This is a genomic window from Paraburkholderia bryophila (assembly GCF_013409255.1).
Taxonomy (GTDB): Bacteria; Pseudomonadota; Gammaproteobacteria; order Burkholderiales; family Burkholderiaceae; genus Paraburkholderia.
This window is the reverse complement of the sequence record NZ_JACCAS010000002.1, coordinates 82866-101867: the sequence shown is the minus strand read 5'-3', so window position 1 is coordinate 101867 and position 19002 is coordinate 82866. Positions and strand designations below refer to the sequence as shown.

The 19002-nt window shown below is 62.2% G+C and carries 14 protein-coding genes; 11 read left to right on the top strand and 3 right to left on the bottom strand.

Going from position 1 to position 19002, the window contains the following annotated elements; translation table 11 throughout:
* Positions 1-86 precede the first annotated feature (86 nt).
* Positions 87-530, bottom strand: a complete 444-nt coding sequence (locus GGD40_RS21820; RefSeq protein WP_179745052.1) for a Fis family transcriptional regulator — start codon at positions 528-530, stop codon at positions 87-89.
* A gap of 442 nt (positions 531-972) precedes the next feature.
* Between GGD40_RS21820 and GGD40_RS21815 the strand changes: the two genes are divergently transcribed.
* The gene (locus GGD40_RS21815) at positions 973-1395 is read left to right on the top strand and encodes a hypothetical protein (protein WP_179745051.1); all 423 of its coding nucleotides are present in this window, start codon (positions 973-975) and stop codon (positions 1393-1395) included.
* A gap of 375 nt (positions 1396-1770) precedes the next feature.
* Complete coding sequence (locus tag GGD40_RS21805) at positions 1771-5124, top strand: autotransporter outer membrane beta-barrel domain-containing protein (RefSeq protein WP_179745050.1); 3354 nt, start codon at positions 1771-1773, stop codon at positions 5122-5124.
* Between the two features lie 86 nt (positions 5125-5210).
* Here GGD40_RS21805 and GGD40_RS21800 read toward each other — a convergent pair whose 3' ends face one another.
* The gene (locus GGD40_RS21800) at positions 5211-5936 is read right to left on the bottom strand and encodes a pirin family protein (protein ID WP_179745049.1); all 726 of its coding nucleotides are present in this window, start codon (positions 5934-5936) and stop codon (positions 5211-5213) included.
* Between the two features lie 131 nt (positions 5937-6067).
* Between GGD40_RS21800 and GGD40_RS21795 the strand changes: the two genes are divergently transcribed.
* Positions 6068-6958: a LysR family transcriptional regulator gene (locus GGD40_RS21795; protein WP_179745048.1), complete on the top strand. Its 891-nt coding sequence runs from the start codon at positions 6068-6070 to the stop codon at positions 6956-6958.
* A gap of 2 nt (positions 6959-6960) precedes the next feature.
* Here GGD40_RS21795 and GGD40_RS21790 read toward each other — a convergent pair whose 3' ends face one another.
* Complete coding sequence (locus tag GGD40_RS21790) at positions 6961-7977, bottom strand: 1-aminocyclopropane-1-carboxylate deaminase (RefSeq protein ID WP_179713113.1); 1017 nt, start codon at positions 7975-7977, stop codon at positions 6961-6963.
* Positions 7978-8139: 162 nt separating this feature from the next.
* On the opposite strand from GGD40_RS21790, the gene GGD40_RS21785 reads away from it, so the two are divergent.
* The 8 genes from GGD40_RS21785 (at position 8140) to GGD40_RS21750 (ending at position 18997) form a co-directional block, all read left to right on the top strand.
* On the top strand, positions 8140-8667 hold the full coding sequence (locus GGD40_RS21785; protein ID WP_179713116.1) for an Lrp/AsnC family transcriptional regulator: 528 nt from the start codon (positions 8140-8142) through the stop codon (positions 8665-8667).
* Positions 8668-8800: 133 nt separating this feature from the next.
* Entirely contained in the window at positions 8801-9316 is a 516-nt protein-coding gene (gene msrB, locus GGD40_RS21780; RefSeq protein ID WP_179713118.1) for a peptide-methionine (R)-S-oxide reductase MsrB, read from the top strand.
* Between the two features lie 19 nt (positions 9317-9335).
* Positions 9336-10082 (top strand): peptide-methionine (S)-S-oxide reductase MsrA, encoded by a 747-nt coding sequence (msrA, locus tag GGD40_RS21775; protein ID WP_179745047.1) that lies wholly within the window; start codon positions 9336-9338, stop codon positions 10080-10082.
* 384 nt (positions 10083-10466) lie between these two features.
* Positions 10467-11363, top strand: a complete 897-nt coding sequence (locus GGD40_RS21770; RefSeq protein ID WP_179713122.1) for a MipA/OmpV family protein — start codon at positions 10467-10469, stop codon at positions 11361-11363.
* Between the two features lie 189 nt (positions 11364-11552).
* Complete coding sequence (gene katE, locus GGD40_RS21765; RefSeq protein WP_179745046.1) at positions 11553-13664, top strand: catalase HPII; 2112 nt, start codon at positions 11553-11555, stop codon at positions 13662-13664.
* Between the two features lie 230 nt (positions 13665-13894).
* On the top strand, positions 13895-17470 hold the full coding sequence (locus GGD40_RS21760) for a response regulator (protein WP_179745045.1): 3576 nt from the start codon (positions 13895-13897) through the stop codon (positions 17468-17470).
* 45 nt (positions 17471-17515) lie between these two features.
* Positions 17516-18361 carry a CheR family methyltransferase gene (locus GGD40_RS21755; protein WP_179745044.1) on the top strand — a complete coding sequence of 282 codons (846 nt, stop codon included), beginning with the start codon at positions 17516-17518 and terminating at the stop codon, positions 18359-18361.
* 6 nt (positions 18362-18367) lie between these two features.
* Positions 18368-18997, top strand: coding sequence for a chemotaxis protein CheB (locus GGD40_RS21750; RefSeq protein WP_179713130.1), 630 nt, complete (start codon positions 18368-18370; stop codon positions 18995-18997).
* Positions 18998-19002 lie beyond the last annotated feature (5 nt).

The window sequence follows — 19002 nt, the reverse complement described above, 5'->3', positions numbered from 1 at the left end:
GACGACAACTGTCATGGGCAAGTCTTAATGTTGCGTTCTGAAGTCTATGGAGCAAGAGCCGCGCGCTGCCGCGGCGTCCCACGACGCTACCGGGTTTTCAGGCGCTCGTTCGCGCAGATCAAAGCATGGACAGGTGCGACGGCGCATTGCGCATCGTGCAGCGTCACGATTTCCGCGAGGATGCGACAGGCCTCGTCATCGAACCACCAGTCGCCTGTTTTGTCGGCCGTGGCGCGACAATGAAGCAGTACTCTTTCGGCCTCTTCGAACAGGTTGTCCCGGGAACCTCCATATCCCGCTTCGTGCAGAAAGCGCGCAATGCAATAAGCCTGACAGATGCCGTTGAACTGGTGTTCCCCAGCAACCCCGGAGCGCAACGTTTCGAGCGAGAGATGGTTCTCAAGCGAAACTTGCCTGGCCATGACTACGTTCATTGGCAGAAGCATCGCTTTTGTTTGAGCGCGCTTCGTGTGATTCGCAAAGGAACGATCCGCTATCTTTCTTCTGTTTGCCATATTGGTGTGGCTCATCGGCAATGGGCGCGTGCACGCAACATACGGCACGATATTTTCTCGAACGACCTTATCATCGGGTCGAATTCGATATCGTCAAACATTGTCAAAAAAAGAGAAGAGTAGGGTAGCTGCGGATAAAGCCGTATTTCCCCCGAAAAGAGACCATTGGATGACTTGTTATCGAATCCCGTTTAGAGAGGTTGCATTGCGATCGGAGCGTGGGGGGAAGCGTCAGGCGTCGCATTGATTGCGTGCGTTCGCGACTGTCATTCGGTCCATTCCTGTTGCCGTTTACCCGATAAGACGAGGGCGAGCAATTCGCGGCAGGTGTGGCGTCACAATCGTTAAAAGTCATGTTCGGGGTTCGGTGCTAGCCTGTTTGAACCCATTGAATTTTGAACACCGACAACTGCCTTTCGATCGGCGAAGACGGCATTGACAAAGCGAGTATCTCAACGTGAAGACTACCCTGTGCTTGCCCGTTATACCGGACTGCCCATCCTGCTCAGAAACCGTGTCCGCTGAAGAGATCGAAACGGTCTTTCTCTACCGATTCGGCGCCGCCAATCCAATGTGGCGGCTATGTCGCGAGAGCATGGCCATTGAAATTCTCGACGTGTACGGAAATTCAAATGTTGTTGTCCCACTCGGCGCGCAATGCATCGAGCGGATTCAGGCGCTCGGCGAGACGCTGTCGGCTTGCGTGCTGGTACTCGATATCCTGGGCGTTGCCATGCAGGTTCGCCTGAATGGCCGTAGAGGGCGTAATGGAGAATGGAATGGCATCGTCGTGCCGCGCCGTCTCGTCGGCGACGATGGCCGCGCGGCAAGAGAACTCGACGCGGTAAAGCGAGGCCAGGCATTACGCGTTTCCGCCTGATCCGAATCCGGGTTTCGTCCGCCCATCAGGTTCTGTCAATCGGACTTCTGTGATAAATCCTGAACCTGATTGAATGGCATTTTTCGTTCACAAAGCATGACATTTGATCTCTCGAATTTTTCACTGCTTCACATTTAAAAAAGTTCGCAAAGCGTAGCATTCGTCATCTCTAAAAAAATTGATGACGCAACGGCGCTTTCCTCATTGGACAGTCGCTTCGATCATCCCCCCGCTTACATTTCCCGCAAACGTAATCCGCCATTTCTCGCAATGGCTCGTTGCTTATGCCTGATGTGGAATCGAAACCAAAGTCCTGGCAAATCCGGCTGGGAGGAAGACCCGCGACCCACTACGTCCATTGCAAGGAGAAGTGATATGAACAAGAGTTTTAAATCGATCTGGAATGGCGCGTTGGGCAGCTATGTTGCCGTGGCCGAAAATTCAATGACGCGGGGAAAAGGCCGCAACGTCGTGAAGCGTATTGCGGCGGCTGCCGGTGTTTCCCATTCGCCTCTGTTTGAAATTGGCGGAAGACGTATCAATCCCGGCATCAGAACCGCATGCGCGGCGGTCGTGGCCAATCTTGCATTCCTGCCATTACCCGTTTTTGCCAATTGCGTGACGAGCGGCATTACCACGACCTGCGACACGACCGCGCCATCGCCGTGGACGTCGACGGTCGGCACCGGCGCGTCGACGGCTTCGGGGTATACCGTGGTAGTTCAACCCAATGCGCAGATGGTGCTGGGCGATGCGCCGGCGATCTCGCTGGGGGATAACGCCAACATCACGGTGAACTCAGGCGCGCTGGTGCAGAACAAGGCGAAGACCGGTGGCACGGGGTTATACGACACCGGTTCCAATACCATCGAGTTCAACAATAACGGCATGCTGCTCGTACAGGCGGGGGCCACTGTCATTTCGACGGGCAAGGAAACCGATGCAGAGGCGGTGAACCCCCAAGGTACTGGCAATACGATCATCAATAACGGCACCATTCAGGGCACCAACTCAGCGGCTATCTATTTCCAGAATCTCACGGGACTGAACACCGTTATTAACAACGCCACTGGCGTGATCGAGGCGCCGGCCAACGTGATCGGCGCGTACGGCAATGGTGCGGTCGACTTTACCAACCGCGGCCTGGTGATCGGTAATCTGGTTTTCGCGGGCGGCGACGATACGCTGCATCTCTACACGGGGTCGGTGATCACCGGCAATTTCGATGGCGGCGGCGGCAATAACGTGCTCACGCTCAACGGCACGGGCACCGGCACGTTACCTGGCGATATCGCGAACTTTCAGACGCTGATCAAGCAGGATAGCGGGACATGGACGCTGACGGGCGCGCTTTCCGGCGTGAATACCGCTGAAGTCCAGCAGGGCATTCTCGCGCTGACCGGCAACAACTCGGGGTACACGGGCACGATGACCGTCGATGCTGCGGGCACGCTGCAGGCGCCGGCGCAGAGTCTGCCGCCGCTGGTCACGGACAATGGCCTGGTTCAGTTCACGCAAAACGTCGACGGCACCTATGCGGGTCTTATATCGGGCAGCGGCGCCGTCGAGAAAGACGGCGCGGGCACACTGACACTCGCACCCAGCGCGACGGGCGGCAATACGTACTCGGGCGGCACGGTGCTGAACCAGGGCGTGCTGTCCATCGCCGCCGACAGCGCGATCGGTGCGTCGACGGGTGGCGTGACCTTCAACGGCGGCACGCTCCAACTGGGTAGCAGTTTCAATCTGGCCGGCACGCGGCCGATAGCGATCGAATCCGGCGGCGGCACGATCGACACGCAGGGCTTCCAGTCGACCATTACGCAAAACATTACCGGCGTCGGCGCGTTGACGAAGCTCGGCGCGGGCACGCTGGTGCTGGACGGGGCGAATACCTACAGCGGCGGCACTACCGTCAGCGCGGGCGCACTGGGTGTCGGCGATGCGTCCAATCCTGGCGCATCGATCGCGGGCGGCGGTCCGGTTTCGGTTGCGTCGGGCGCGACGCTCGGCGGCTACGGCAGCGTGACCGGCGACGTGACGAACAACGGCACGATCAGCGTCGCGAATGCGTTCTCGCAGTTTGCCGGCGGACCGAACGGCAACTTCACGATCAACGGACAGCTGGTCAATGCGGGTATCGCGCAGATCGGCGGTGGCCAGACGGCCGGCAATACGTTGACCGTCGGCAGCTATGTCGGCAAGAACGCGACCATCGGTTTGAATACCTACCTGGCGAGCGACAACGCGCCCTCGGACAAGCTGATCGTGAACGGCGGCAGCGCCACCGGGGCGACATCGTTGCAGGTGACCAACGTGGGTGGCCCAGGCGGCGTCACTGTATCGAATGGCATTCAGGTCGTGCAGGCGATCAATGGCGCGACAACCAGCGCGGGCGCCTTTACGCTCGCCGGCGGCACCATCAAGGCCGGCGCTTACGAATACTATCTGGCGCAGGGCGGCGTGACGGCCGGCACGTCGCAGGACTGGTATCTGCGAAATACGGTTGCACCGACGCCGACGCCGACGCCGACGCCGACGCCGACGCCGACGCCGACGCCGACGCCGACGCCGACGCCGACGCCGACGCCGACGCCGACGCCGACGCCAACGCCAACGCCAACGCCAACGCCAACGCCAACGCCAACGCCAACGCCGACGCCAACGCCAACGCCGACGCCGCCACCGCAGCAACGCTTGACGACGTCGCCGCCGCTGCCGACAGCGGCAGACGGCACGCCATCGCTGCCCACCGCAGGAACCAATCCGACGCCTTTGTATCGGCCCGAAGTATCGCTTTACGCGGAGATGCCCAGCGTCGCCCGCGAGCTCGGCATGTTGCAGGTCGACAACTTCCATGATCGCCAGGGCGAGCAGTCGTTGCTCACGGAAAACGGCAATCTGCCGGCCGCATGGGGGCGCGTATGGGGTGGACACAGCGTGCTTTCACAGGGCGGTGAAGTGAACCCGGCATTCGACGGCTCGGTCGTCGGCATGCAAGCCGGTCAGGATGTCTACGCGAACACGACTGCCAGCGGCCAGCGCAACCATTACGGCTTTTTCGTCGGCTTCGCACGTGCGACCGGCGACGTCAGCGGGTTCGCGGTCGGCGTGCCGAACGCCGACGTCGGCCACCTCGCCATCAACGCGTACAGCCTGGGCGGCTACTGGACCCACGTCGGCCCGAGCGGCTGGTATACCGACGCGGTGGTGATGGCCAGTTCGCTCGTCATCGACCCTTCGTCGAGCGACGGCATCAGCACGTCGACGCATGGCAACGCGTTGACGGGTTCGATCGAAGGCGGTCTGCCGTTTGCGATCGGCTACGGACTGACGCTGGAACCGCAAGCCCAGTTGATCTGGCAGCATCTGTCGATCAACGACTTCAACGACGGCGTGTCGAACGTGGCGTTCAACAGCGGTAACACGTTCGTCGGCCGGATCGGCGTCAGACTCACCGGCGCGTACGACGCAGCCGGCAAGACGTGGCAACCGTACCTGCGGCTGAACCTGCTGCGCTCGTTCGGCGCCAGCGACACCACGACCTTCGCCGGCGTGACGCCGATCGGTACTTCGGTCGGACAGACGAATGGACAGGTCGGTGCGGGCCTTGTCGCGAAACTGACAAAGCAGGGTAGCGCGTTCGCCACGGTCAGCTACACCGCCAACCTCGGTGGTGAGCATCAACGTACGGTTGCGGGCAACGTGGGAGTGCGGTGGGCGTGGTGATATGAACGGCGGGATCACGCCGGCCAGCTCCGATTCATGGAGCGGCGGCGTGATTCGAAACCGTCATTAACAAAAAGCGAACCAGCTCAAGCCCACAACGCCGACGTTTCGATGTTCCGCAAATCGAACACCAGCACTTCGGCATCGTGACCTTGCGTGAAGGTCAGCGACTTTTCATCGCGCACTCGCGCACCATCGCCTTCGCTGAACTCGACACCGTTCACCGTCACGCTGCCGCGCGCCACGTGAACATACGCATAACGCTCGCTGCCCAACTCGAGCTTTGCCGTTTCGTCGCCGTCGAACAAACCGGCATAGACCCGCGCATCCTGCTGCAACTCCAGCGAACCGTCTGCGCCATCCGGCGACATCACGAGCCGCAACACCCCGCGCTTATCTTCCGCGCTGAAGTGGCGTTGCTGGTAACGCGGCGCCGCACCGTTCTTCGACGGAGCGATCCAGATCTGCATGAAGTGCACCGGATCGGTCTTCGAATGGTTGTATTCGCTGTGCGCGACGCCGGTTCCCGCGCTCATCAACTGGATGTCGCCGGGCACGATCACCGAACCGGTGCCCATCGTGTCCTTGTGTTCCAGCGCGCCTTCCAGCACGTACGAAAAGATCTCCATGTCGCGGTGCGGGTGCTTGCCGAAACCTTGAGCCGGCGCGACACGGTCGTCGTTGATCACGAGCAGGTCCGAAAAGCCGTTCTGCTTCGGATCGTGGTAGCTCGCAAAGGAAAACGTATGACGCGAACTAAGCCAGCCGTGCTCCGCGCGGCCGCGTTGATTGGCGTGTCTGATATCGAGCATTGTTGTTCTCCTTGGGTTGTGCGATCCGGCCAGATGTTTGTCCGCGATCCATGAACAGGAGTGTAGGTCAATCTGGATAGCTATAATCACGGTGAAATAGGAAACACTGTCACTATGGAGTAGACAATAAAATGCAGCTCGACGACATGCGGATTTTCGTCGCCACGGTGGACGCGCGTAACTTCACGGCGGCGGCCCACCGTCTGTCGCTGTCGAAGCAGTTCGTGAGCCGCCGCGTGATGGCGCTGGAGGAAACGCTCGGTGTGCAATTGCTGATCCGCAATACACGCAAGCTGGCCGTAACCGAGCTCGGTCAGGAGTTTTACGAGCGCGCTACGCGCATTCTGGGTGAAGTCGACGACGCCGAGCAGGCCATGTCGCGGCAGCGCGCCGGCCCGCGCGGGCTCTTGCGGGTGAGTGCGCCGATGTCGTTCGGCATGATGCATCTGTCGCCGCTGCTGGCGCTGTTTCTGCGTGAGCACGACGAGGTGCGCTTCGACATGGAACTGAGCGACCGTACCGTCGACGTAATCGGCGAAGGCTTCGACATGGCGATCCGGATCGGCACGCTGGCCGATTCCACGCTGATCGCGCAGAAACTGGCCGATATCCGGCTGGTCGCGTGTTGCAGTCCGGGCTATGTACGGCGCCGTGGCGCGCCGGCCGTGCCCGCCGATCTGGCGCGGCACGCGTGCCTCTTTTACGGGCACGGCGGGGCCGTGAGCTGGGAGTTCGAGGTAGGCGGCGCGCTGAAAAGCGTCGAGGTACACGGGCCGCTGCGCGCCAATAACGGCGACCTGATTCGCGATGCGGCGGTGGCCGGGCTCGGCATTGTGCGGCTACCGGACTTTATCGTCGCCGACGCGCTCAAAAGCGGTTTGCTGGTCACCGTGCTCGACGAATTCCTGCCCGCCGCGACCAGCGTTTATGCGGTGTATCCGCAGCATCGGCAAAGCTCCCCCGCGATCCGGACGTTCGTCGAGTTCCTGAGGGAGCATTTGCGCCAGCGCCTCGCGGCGTGAGCCTAGCCGTTGCGGAAGATAAAGCTGTAGCCGTTCAGCGCCGGCACACCGCCCAGGTGCGCGTACAGCACGCGCGAGCCGGCCGGAAACTCGCCGTTGCGGACCATCTCGATCATGCCGTGCATCGATTTACCCTCATACACCGGATCGGTCAGCACGCCTTCCAGACGCGCGCATAGGCGGATCGCCTCGAGCGTCCCGTCGTTCGGCAGGCCGTATTCCGGGCCGCCGAAACGCTCGTCGAGTACCACGTCCGCAGCGGTAATGTCGCGTTCCAGGCCGACCTGTTCCGCGGTCCGCTTCGCGATCCGGGTGATCTGCTCGCGCGTCTGCGCGGGTTTCGCGGAGGCGTCGATGCCGATCACACGCTCGGCGCGGCCGTCGGCGGCGAAGCCCACGATCATGCCGGCCTGCGTGCTGCCCGTCACCGAGCACACCACGATGTAGTCGAACTTGAAACCCAGTTCGGCTTCCTGCTGCCGGACTTCTTCGGCGAAACCGACGAAACCGAGCCCGCCCAGCGGATGGTCCGAGCAGCCGGCCGGAATCGCATACGGTTTGCCGCCGGCGGCGCGCACGCTCTCGAGCGCGTCCTCCCAGCTCTGGCGAAAGCCGATGTCGAAGCCATCCGCAACCAGACGCACGTCCGCGCCGAGAATGCGCGACATCTGGATGTTGCCGACGCGGTCGTACACGGCGTCCGAATAGTTGACCCAGTTCTCCTGCACCAGCACGCACTTCATGCCGAGGTGTGCCGCGACCGCCGCCACCTGGCGCGTCTGGTTCGACTGAATTCCGCCGATCGACACCAGCGTGTCGCATCCCTGCGCCAGTGCTTCGGGAATCAGATATTCGAGCTTGCGCGTCTTGTTGCCGCCGAACGCGAAACCGCTGTTGCAGTCTTCGCGCTTCGCATACAGATGCACTTTGCCGCCGAGGTGGTCGCTCAGCCGTTTGAGCGGCTGAATCGGCGTCGGCCCGAAAGTGAGCGGGTAACGAGGGAATCGTTGCAGGTTCATGGCAGCTCCGTTGTCGGTGGTGTCGAGGCGGCCGGCAACCCGGCGCGTCGAAACACATGGTAGGGAAAACCGTCAGAAATGAGCTTGCGAAATAAATGGCTTCGGCTTACTTTTAAAACGGTCTATCAAAATTGAACGTAATAAAAATCTGTCAATTAACCTATGAGCACAACAAAAGTTCGTCGAACTGCAACAGCGGTCGACCCCGCTACCGTCCAGACCGATCCCCTGCAAGCGCTCGACCGTATCGATCGCGCGATCCTGCGGCAGTTGCAGACCGACGCGTCGATTTCGAACGTCGCACTCGCGGCCAAAGTGAAGCTGAGCGCGCCGGCCTGCCTGCGGCGGGTCGAGCGGCTCAAGGAGTCGGGGCTGATCCGTGGCGTGGTCGCGCTGATCGACCCGAAGGCGGCGGGCGCGGGGATGCTGGTGATCATCGGCGTGGTGCTGGACCGGTCCACGCCGGAATCCTTCGCCGAGTTCGAGAAAGCGGCGCAGAAGGTGGCCGGTTGCATGGAATGCCACGTCGTGACCGGCGAATTCGACTATTTCATGACGGTCCGCACGCGCGACAGCGACAGCTTCAACCGTCTGCACGCGGAACAGTTGCTGTATCTGCCGGGCGTCCGGCAGATCCGCTCGTTCATGGTGCTGAAGGAAATTCTCTCGACCACGAAATTTCCGCTGTAAGCGCCGCCTGACAAAAAAGACGAGCATGCTGTCATAAAACCCGATCTCGCACGACCAAGCATCGAGACCACTCGCGGACGGCGCGACCCGCGCTGCAACGGGTGAACGGCACGGACTTTCCGGGGCGAACATCATGACTTGCAACAGACGGACATTCTTCAGGTTTATCGGCGCGGCGTCGCTGGCCGGCGGCGCGGCTTCGATGTGGAACGTGACGCGCGCGGCGGACAGCGGCGCGGCGGCGGCCTACGAGGTGTCGCACAGCGACGCCGAATGGCACAAGATGCTGAACGACGCGCAATACCGGATCCTGCGCGATGCGGGCACCGAGCGCCCGTTCAGCAGCCCGCTGAACGACGAGCACCACGCCGGCACGTTCGGCTGCGCGGGCTGCAGGCTGCCGCTGTTTTCATCGAAGACCAAGTTCGATAGCGGCACCGGCTGGCCGAGCTTCTACCAGCCGCTCGACCGCGCGGTCATCACGCGTACGGACAAGTCATTCGGCATGACGCGCGACGAGGTGCTGTGCCGTCGCTGTGGCAGCCACCTCGGCCACGTGTTCGACGACGGCCCCAAACCGACCGGTCTGCGCTATTGCATGAACGGTCTTGCGTTGACCTTTACGCCCGCATCGAACGGTGTGAGCTGAGCGGATCAGGACGGACATCATGAACTTCGAGACACGCATCACGAAAGGCCGACCCGCGCGCTCGCGGCTGACCGCCATTTCGCTCTCGGTCGGCTTTGGCGCGCTGGCTTTGTTGCTGGCGCAACGAATGGCGTTTTCGTCGGAGACGGCGGTGGTCATTGCGCCGCCCGCGCTCGACGAACCGATCTCGGCCGCCACCGCGCACGAGGAAACCGCGGTGTTCGCGGGCGGCTGCTTCTGGGGCGTGCAGGGCGTGTTCCAGCACGTGCGCGGCGTCACCCGGGCGGTGTCGGGTTACTCGGGCGGTCAGCGCGACACTGCGCAGTACGAGACGGTCAGCGGCGGCGAGACGGGCCATGCGGAATCGGTGCAGGTCACCTTCGACCCGAGCAAGGTGACCTATGGCCAGTTGCTGCAGGTGTATTTCTCGGTGATTCAGGACCCGACCGAGTTGAACCGGCAGGGGCCCGACAGCGGCACGCAATACCGCTCGGCGGTGTTTCCGCTGAACGACACGCAACGGCGCGTCGCGCAGAGCTATATCGCGCAACTCGACAAGGCCCATGCGTATCCGGCGCCGATCGTCACCCGGACGGAGGCGTTCAAGGGCTTTTATCCGGCCGAGTTCTATCACCAGAACTATCTGACCTTGCACCCGAACTCCGCGTATATCGCGATCAACGATATGCCGAAGGTCGCCAATCTGAAGCGGCTGTTCCCGAATCTCTATCGCGACAAAGCCGTGCTCGTGGACGCGGCGCAGTAACGTAGGGCACCTTCACGCAGCTTCACGCACCTTTCCTGTCCGTCCGGCGCCGCAACGGTGGCGCCGGACGTCTTTTTGCGCGCGCTCTCCATCGCTTCCTGCCTGCCCCCATCCCACTTGAGGCGGCTCTCCACACGCCAGGCCCGCAATTTGCACAAGCGTTCCCGTCGGCAAATCTTTCGCACGTCTTTGCTCGGACAAAAGCCCGTTTTACAGGGCTTAATGCAATCGAGCAGCGCGTCTTGCCGGATAGTGCGTGTCGTTAGCTGAAAAAATTACATGCCGCTCGTAGCAACGCGGCGGTCGCCTGAGGTCCACAGGTCACCGCGCACCTCGGGCGAGAACATAACCCTCTTCGCGATACGCGAGAATCGGAGGCTTCTGGTGTTGAACAGCCGTAGAAAGCGGATTGGCAAGCTCCGCAATAAACAAACAAGCATCGCGGCGACGTCTCTGGTGGCCGTGACCCTCGGCGGCATTGTCTTCCTGCCGGGCTCGGCGATGGCGCAAACGCCTTCGCCATTGAACGAATGGCAATACTCGGTCGGCATTCCGCTGCAGAAGATGTGGCAGCCGACTATCCCCGACTGGCAAGTGCGCCTCGGTTTGGCCTCCTCGTTCCAGCCGCGCTACGAAGGTTCGGATCGCTATCACGTAATGGGCGGCCCGAGCGTCGACGTGCGTTACAAGGACCTGTTCTTCCTGTCGAGCGGTGAAGGCTTCGGGGTCAATTTCGCGCAGGGAGAAAACTGGCGCGCCAGTCTGGCCGCCGTCTACGATCTCGGCCGACGCGCTCACGACGATCCGCAGGAGCTTAACGGCCTCGGCAATATCAACGCGGCGCCGGGCGTCAAACTGGCCGGCGAATACGTGATCTCGAAAGATTTCCCGCTCGTGCTGCGCGCTGACGTGCGGCGCTATTTCGGCGGCTCGAACGGTTGGACCGGCGACTTCGGCGCGTATATGCCCATGCCGGGCAGCACGAAGAAGTTCTTCTGGTTCGCCGGGCCGAACGTGTCGCTGGCGGACTCCACGTATATGAATAGCTGGTTCGGCGTGAATCAGAATCAGGCGGCGAAATCGCAGTACTCGCAATATCACGCGAGCGCGGGCTTCAAGTCGGTGGGCTTCGGCATCAGCGCGGTGTGGCTGTTCGACAAGCACTGGTTCGCGACCGCGGATGGCGCGTTCGAACAACTGGTGGGCAGTGCGGGCAATAGTCCGATCACGCACCGCAAAGCGAATGGCGTCGCGGATATTTCGATCAACTATCGCTTCTGACGCGGTGTCTTTACACGTTTCAACCTGAAGGGCGCGGCGGCGTACCGAGCGCCATTTTCTCGAAGTACGCCGCGTTCTTCGTCCACCCGCCAACGCGACGCTCGGTCGCGGGAATATCGCTTGCTGCCTTCTCTCCATGCGTGAGACCGGATTCCCCCCGGCACGCCCGAACGCAAGGAGCAGATCCCCATGGCTGGTAAAACGAGTACGCACAAGCCCGCACCGAAAAACGCGCCGTCGAGCGATCCGAAATCGCAAGACCTCGAACAGTTTCGAGCGAGTCCGCAAGGCGAGGCGCTGAGAACCAATCAGGGCGTCAAGATCGCCGACAATCAGAACACGCTGCGCGCGGGTCCGCGCGGGCCGTCGTTGCTGGAAGACTTCATCATGCGTGAGAAGATCACGCACTTCGACCACGAACGCATTCCGGAGCGCATCGTGCACGCGCGCGGCTCGGCCGCGCACGGCGTGTTTCAGGTCTACGAGTCGATGCGCGAGCTCACCAAGGCCGCATTCCTGCAGGATCCCGGCGTGCAGACGCCGGTGTACGTGCGTTTCTCCACGGTGCAAGGCCCGCGCGGTTCCGCCGATACGGTGCGCGACGTGCGCGGTTTCGCGGTGAAGTTCTACACGCAGGAAGGCAATTACGATCTGGTCGGCAACAACATGCCGGTGTTCTTCATTCAGGACGCGATCAAGTTTCCCGACTTCGTACACGCCGTAAAGCCGGAAGCGCCGAATGAAATGCCGACCGGCGGCTCCGCGCACGACACCTTCTGGGACTTCGTGTCGCTCGTGCCCGAATCCGCGCATATGGTCTTGTGGACCATGTCGGACCGCGCGATTCCGCGCAGCCTGCGCACCATGGAAGGCTTCGGCATTCACACGTTCCGCTTCGTCAATGCGCAAGGCAAAAGCCGCTTCGTCAAATTTCACTGGCGGCCGGTGCTGGGCTCGTACTCGTTGCTGTGGGACGAAGCGCAGAAACTCGCGGGCAAGGACCCGGATTTTCATCGGCGGGATTTGTGGGAAGCGATTGAGCGTGGTGCTTTCCCCGAGTTCGAACTCGGCGTGCAGATCGTCGAGGAAGAAGACGAGCACAACTTCGACTTCGATCTGCTCGATCCGACCAAGCTGATTCCCGAAGAAATGGTGCCCGTGAAGATCGTCGGCAAGATGACGCTCAATCGCAACCCGGATAACTTTTTCGCCGAGACGGAACAGGTGGCGTTCCATCCGGGGCATGTCGTGCCGGGCATCGATTTCTCGAACGACCCGCTGTTGCAGGGGCGCTTGTTCTCGTACACGGATACGCAGATCAGCCGGCTAGGTGGGCCCAACTTTCACGAGATTCCGATCAACCGGCCGGTGTGTCCGTTCATCAACAATCAGCGCGACGCGATGCATCGCCAGACGATCCACGTCGGGCAGGCTTCGTACGAACCGAATTCGTTAAGTGGCGGCTGGCCGAAGGAAACTGATCCGGCGCCGAGCGACGGTGGTTTCGAAAGTTATCAGGAGCGGGTGGAGGGCACCAAGATTCGCGTGCGCAGTGAATCGTTCGCCGATCATTTTTCGCAGGCCGCGCTGTTTTACAACAGCATGTCGCAGCCCGAGAAGGACCACATTGCCGCCGCGTATCAGTTCGAACTCGGCAAAGTCACCAAGCCCGAGATTCGTGCGCGCGTGGTGAACGAGATTCTCGCGAACTTCGACGCGGGGCTCGCGGCGACCGTCGCGGAAGGTTTGGGCTTGCCCACGCCTAAGAAGGGTACGGCGAAGCTGACGGGTCCCAAGGATTCCCCGGCATTGAGTCTGCTGAACCGGGTGAAACCCGGCATCAAGACCCGCAAGATCGCGTTGCTGGCCGCGCCCGGTTCCGACGGCGCAGCGCTCAAAAAACTGCAGCAGGCGCTGCAGGACGAAGGCGCAACACCCATGCTGATCGCCCCGACGCTCGCACCGATCGACGGCATGGCGCCCGACGCGACGATCGCCGGCTTGCCGTCGATCATGTTCGACGCAGTCATCGTGGCAGGCGGCGAGGAGGGCGCGAAGCGGCTCGCGCAATCGGGCGACGCGCGGCATTTCGTGCTCGAGGCGTTCAAGCATCTGAAGGCGATCGCGGCGCTCGGCGCGGGGCGTGACGTGCTCGCCGCCGCGCAGTTGCCGGACAATGCCGACGGTGTCGCCACCGGCGACGACAAACAGGCTGCCGACGTACTGAAGGCGTTCATCGCGGTGGCGGAACAGCATCGCGTGTGGTCGCGCGCGGCGCTGGCGGAGACGGTGCCGGCGTAGGCGCATTCCATCGTCGTTCGCATGCCTTGCACGGCCGACCCGCGTCGGCCGTGCAAACTTGCGTGGATCGGCAACAGCCCCGCCCAGCAAGCCTGCGCCGTCGTATAACGTCTCAAAAATGGGGCCTGTCCTGTATGATGACGCGGGTCATCGAACGACACACCGCTCCACGCGAAAAATCCGAAAAATATGCCGAATCGACTCGATTCGCCAAGCCGCAGACAGAAAAAATGACCGCATCTCAGGCCGTCGACCAGAATCGTTTTCGCAGCATCATTCGCCGTAACATTGCGCTGCCTTTAGGCGTCGGCCTGGTCACGATGGCGGTGTTCGTGGGGCTGATCGCGTACCTGGTGTCCACCATGAACTGGGCCGAGCATTCCGAACGCGTGATCGGCCAGGCCAACGAAATGCTGCGCCTCGCCGTGGATCGCGAATCGTCCATGCGCGGTTTCCTGATTACGGGCGACGAGAGTTTCCTCGTGCCTTATGAAACCGGCGGGCCGAAGTTCAAGACGCAGATCGAAATGCTGCAGCAGATGGTGTCGGACAATCCGCCGCAGGTCGTCAAGCTCAAGGAGATCGAGGCAATTCAGCAGCGCTGGTCCCGCTATGCCGAAGAGATGATCGACGCGCGCCGCCGCAACCAGAACTATGAAGCCGCGGTGGCGAGCGGTCGCGGCAAAATCGAATTCGATGAAACGCGCCGCGAATTCGGCGATTTTCTCGACGTCGAGTTGCGCCTGCGCCAGGAACGAGGCGACGCGACCCGGCGCGTCACCACCTCGCTGGTGAGCGTATTCCTGCTGTTCAGTCTGAGTGTGAGTGCGCTGCTTGCGTGGATGGGCCGCCGCGAATTGTTGAGCCTGTCTTCGACTTACGACGGCGTCTTGCGGCAGCAGACCGAACAGACCGAGATGTTGCAGGAGCAGGTGTGGTTACGCTCGGGGCAGCGCTTGCTGGCCGAGAAGGTGGTCGGTCAGACAACCCCGCAACTGGTGGGTCGCGCGGTGCTCGACTTTCTCGCCCAGTATCTGGACGCCGCCGTCGGCGCGCTCTACATTCGCGACCGGCAGCACGGCACGCTGCGCCGCATCGCCGCGTATGGGTTCAGCCGCGAAAGCGAGCAGGGCAGCGCGCGCAATTTCGAAGAGGGCGAAACGCTGATCGGTCAGGCGGCCGCCGCGCGCCGCACGCTGGTCTTGCGCGACCTGCCGGACAATTACGTGCAGGTCGTGTCGGCCACCGGCAAGAGCGCGCCAAAAAATCTTCTCATCATGCCGATCGTCAACGACGGGCAGGTGAACGGCGTCATCGAACTGGGCTTTATTCGCGAGTTGACCGTGCGCGATCAGGAGTTCATGGAGCTGATCGGCAACGCGCTGGGCGACTTCGTCGAAGCCGCGTTGTATCGCGAACGGTTGCAGGACGCGTTGGCCGAAACGCAGCAACTGAACGAAGAGTTGCAGGTGCAGCAGGAAGAGTTGCGCGTCTCGAACGAGGGCCTCGAAGAGCGCGGCCGCGCGTTGATGGAATCGCAAGTGCGGCTCGAAGCGCAGCAGGCCGAACTCGAACAGACCAACGTGCAGCTCGAAGAATACGCGCAGCGTCTCGAACGGCAGAAGTCGGATCTGTTGCGCGCACAGGACGACCTCGCGGCCAACGCGGAACGCCTCGAACAGTCGAGCCGTTACAAGTCCGAGTTTCTCGCCAACATGTCGCACGAACTGCGCACGCCGCTGAACAGTTCGCTGATTCTCGCCAAGCTGCTGCAGCAGAACCGCACCGGCAATCTGAGCGACGAGCAGGTGCGCTATGCGGAAACGATTCATGCGTCGAATAGCGATCTGCTGGTGCTGATCAACGACATTCTCGATCTGTCGAAGGTCGAAGCCGGTCAGGTCACGGTCGAACTCGAAACGGTGTCGATCGACGCGACGCTGCAGTCGCTGGAAGAAATGTTCAAGCCGTTGGCGGCCGCCAAACAATTGCGGCTCCACTTCGAACGTGCGCCGGGTACGCCCGATACCTTTGTCACCGACGGTCAGCGCGTCACGCAGATTCTGCGCAATCTGCTGTCGAACGCGGTGAAGTTCACCGAGCGGGGCGAAGTGGCGTTGTCGATCGCGTCGTCGCCGAACAACCTGCTGCGTATCGACGTGCGCGATTCCGGCATTGGCATTGCGGCGGACAAGCTGGAGATGATCTTCGAAGCGTTCCAGCAGGCCGACGGTTCCACCAGCCGACAATACGGCGGTAGCGGTCTTGGGCTGTCGATCTCGCGTGAATTCTCGCGTTTGCTGGGCGGCCGGATCACCGTGTCCAGCGAAGTCGGTAAGGGCAGTGTGTTCACGCTGTGGCTGCCGGTCGATGCCGAGGCGGCGCTGGCGGATGGCCATCACGCACCGACGCCGATGCCGGCATTCACGCCTGCCCATGCTGTCGCGCCGACGGCGGCCGTGGCGGCCCTGACGACCACCCGGGCGGAAGCCGAAGCGCCGCTCGTGCGCACGCCGTCGAGCTTCAATCAGACGGCCGTCATTACGCCCGCCAACGGCCTGAGCGTCGGCGACACGCCCGAAACGGCCGGCGGCGCGATCGCCGACGACCGCGACAACCGCACGCGTGCCGGCCGCCTGATCGTTGCTGTCGAAGACGATCTCGCGTTCGCCGAAATCCTGCGCGACCTCACGCACGAACTCGACTTCGATTTCGTCCACGCCAGCAGTGCGGCGAGCGGCCTCGCGCTGGTGCGCGACATGCGCCCGGCGGCGGTGCTGCTCGACGTCGGTTTGCCGGACCGCTCCGGCCTGACCGTGCTGGAGTGGCTGAAGAACGATCCGCTCACGCGTCACATTCCGATTCACATCGTCTCGGCCACCGACCACGCCGACAAGGCGCTGCATCTCGGCGCGATCGGCTACACGCTCAAGCCGACCGCGCGCAGCACGATGGAGGCCGCCATCCGCCGTCTGGAAGCGCGTCTGCAGCAGCGCATCAAACGCGTGCTGGTGATCGAGGACGACGGCCCGATGCGCGAAAGCATCCGCGCGTTGCTGCAAAGCGAGAACACCGAGATCGTCGCGGTCGCCACGCTCGCCGAAGCGCTGGACTATCTGACGAAGTTCAGCTTCGACTGCGTGGTGACCGATCTCGCGCTGCCCGACGGCACCGGCTACGATCTGCTGGAACAGCTCGCCGCGAACACCGCGCATGCGGCGCTGCCGGTGATCGTCTACACGGGCCGCATGCTGTCCGACGAGGAAGAGCACCGCCTGCGTCGCTATTCGAAGTCGATCATCATCAAGGGCGCGAAATCGCCCGAGCGTCTGCTCGACGAAGTCACGCTGTTCCTGCACAGCGTGGAGTCCTCGCTGGCGCCGGAACAGCAGCGCATGCTGCGCACCGTGCGGCAGCGCGACAACGCGTTCGAAGGCCGCACGATTCTGCTGGCCGAAGACGACGTCCGCAATATTTTCGCGCTCTCGCACGTGCTGGAGCCGCTCGGTGCGAAACTGCAGATTGCGCGCAACGGACGCGAGGCGCTCGAGGCGCTGGAGAACGGCCCCGAAGTGCATCTGATCCTGATGGACATCATGATGCCGGAGATGGACGGACTGACCGCGATGGGCGAGATTCGACGTAACGCGCGCTTCGCGCATCTGCCGATCATTGCGCTGACGGCCAAGGCCATGGCGAACGACCGCACTCGCTGTCTCGAAGCCGGTGCGGACGACTATGTGTCCAAGCCGATCGACGTGGACAAGCTGGTCGCGCTGTGTCGCGTCTGGCTGCGTCAACGGTAATCGCGGCAAGCCGATAAACCAGTCTGAACGGATGAGCCTGAACGAATGAGTGGGTCTGAATTCGACGCGCCGCAACGCATCAGCGATTTCGACATCGAGTTGAAATTGCTGCTGGAGGCGATTTACCTCAAATACCAGCACGACTTTCGCCACTACGCGATGTCGTCGCTGCGCCGCCGTCTTTCGCAGGCGCTCGAGGAATTCGGCCTGAAGACGCTGTCGCAGTTGCAGGATCGCATCATGCGTCACGGCGACGAATTCTCGCGGCTGTTCCAGTACCTGACGGTGCAGGTCAGCGACATGTTTCGCGATCCCGCCTATTTTCTGGCGCTGCGTGAACATGTGCTGCCGCGTTTGCGCACCTATCCGTCGATCAAGGTGTGGGTGGCGGGGTGCAGCACCGGCGAGGAACTCTGGTCGCTGAAAATCCTGTTCGACGAAGAGGGGTTGACCGAGCGCACGCTGTTCTACGCGACCGACATCAATCCGGATGCGCTCGCGCGCGCCGAGTCCGGCATCTACGCGCTCGACCGGATTCGGGGCTTTACGCAAAACTATCTGGCGGCGGGCGGCAAGCGTTCGTTGTCCGATTACTATCACGCCGCGTATGGCGGCGCGCGCTTTGCCGGCTCGCTGAAAGATCGCGTGGTGTTCGCGGACCACAGCCTCTCGACCGACGAAGTCTTTCTTGAAGCGCACCTCGTGTCGTGCCGCAACGTGCTGATCTATTTCGATCGCGGCCTGCAGGATCGCGCGCTCGGGCTGTTCGAAAACGCGCTCGTGCGGCGTGGTTTTCTCGGCCTGGGCAGCAAGGAAAGTTTGCGTTTCTCCCGTCATTACGAAGCGTTCGACGAGTTTCGTTCGAGCGAACGCATTTATCAGAAGCGCTAGGCCGCCATGTCAGGCTCAATCGTTCAGCCACCTACTGCCGCCACCCAGCCGGGTGCGGCCGAGTCACGCGCGTATGAGCTCGTGGTGATCGGCGGCTCGGCGGGCGGCATCGAAGTGCTGAACGTGCTGCTCGGCGCCTTGCCGGCGGACTTCGCGGCGGCGGTGATGATCGTCACGCATCTGCCGCCCGATTCGCCGAGCTATCTGGTGCCCGCGTTCGCACACCGCTGCGCGTTGCCGGTGCTCGAACCCGATGCCGGCGAGCGGATTCTGCCGGGCCGCGTGCACGTTGCGCCGCCCGGTTATCACATGCTGGTCGAAGTCGATCGCACGGTGGCGCTCTCCACCGATGCCGCGGTGCGCTTTTCGCGGCCTTCGATCGACGTGTTGTTCGAGTCGGCGGCGGCGGTGTGCGGCGCAGGTCTGCTGGCGATTCTGCTGTCCGGTGCCAATGACGACGGCGCGCAAGGTTTGAAGCGTGTGCGCGCGTTTGGCGGCACGACCTGGGTACAGGCGCCGGACACCGCCAGCTCGCCCGAAATGCCGCGCGCCGCAATCGAAACCGGCGTGGCCGATTACATTTACACTCCCGAAACTATGGCCCTGCGACTTGCCGCATTGCCGGCCTCTCTCTGACCCGA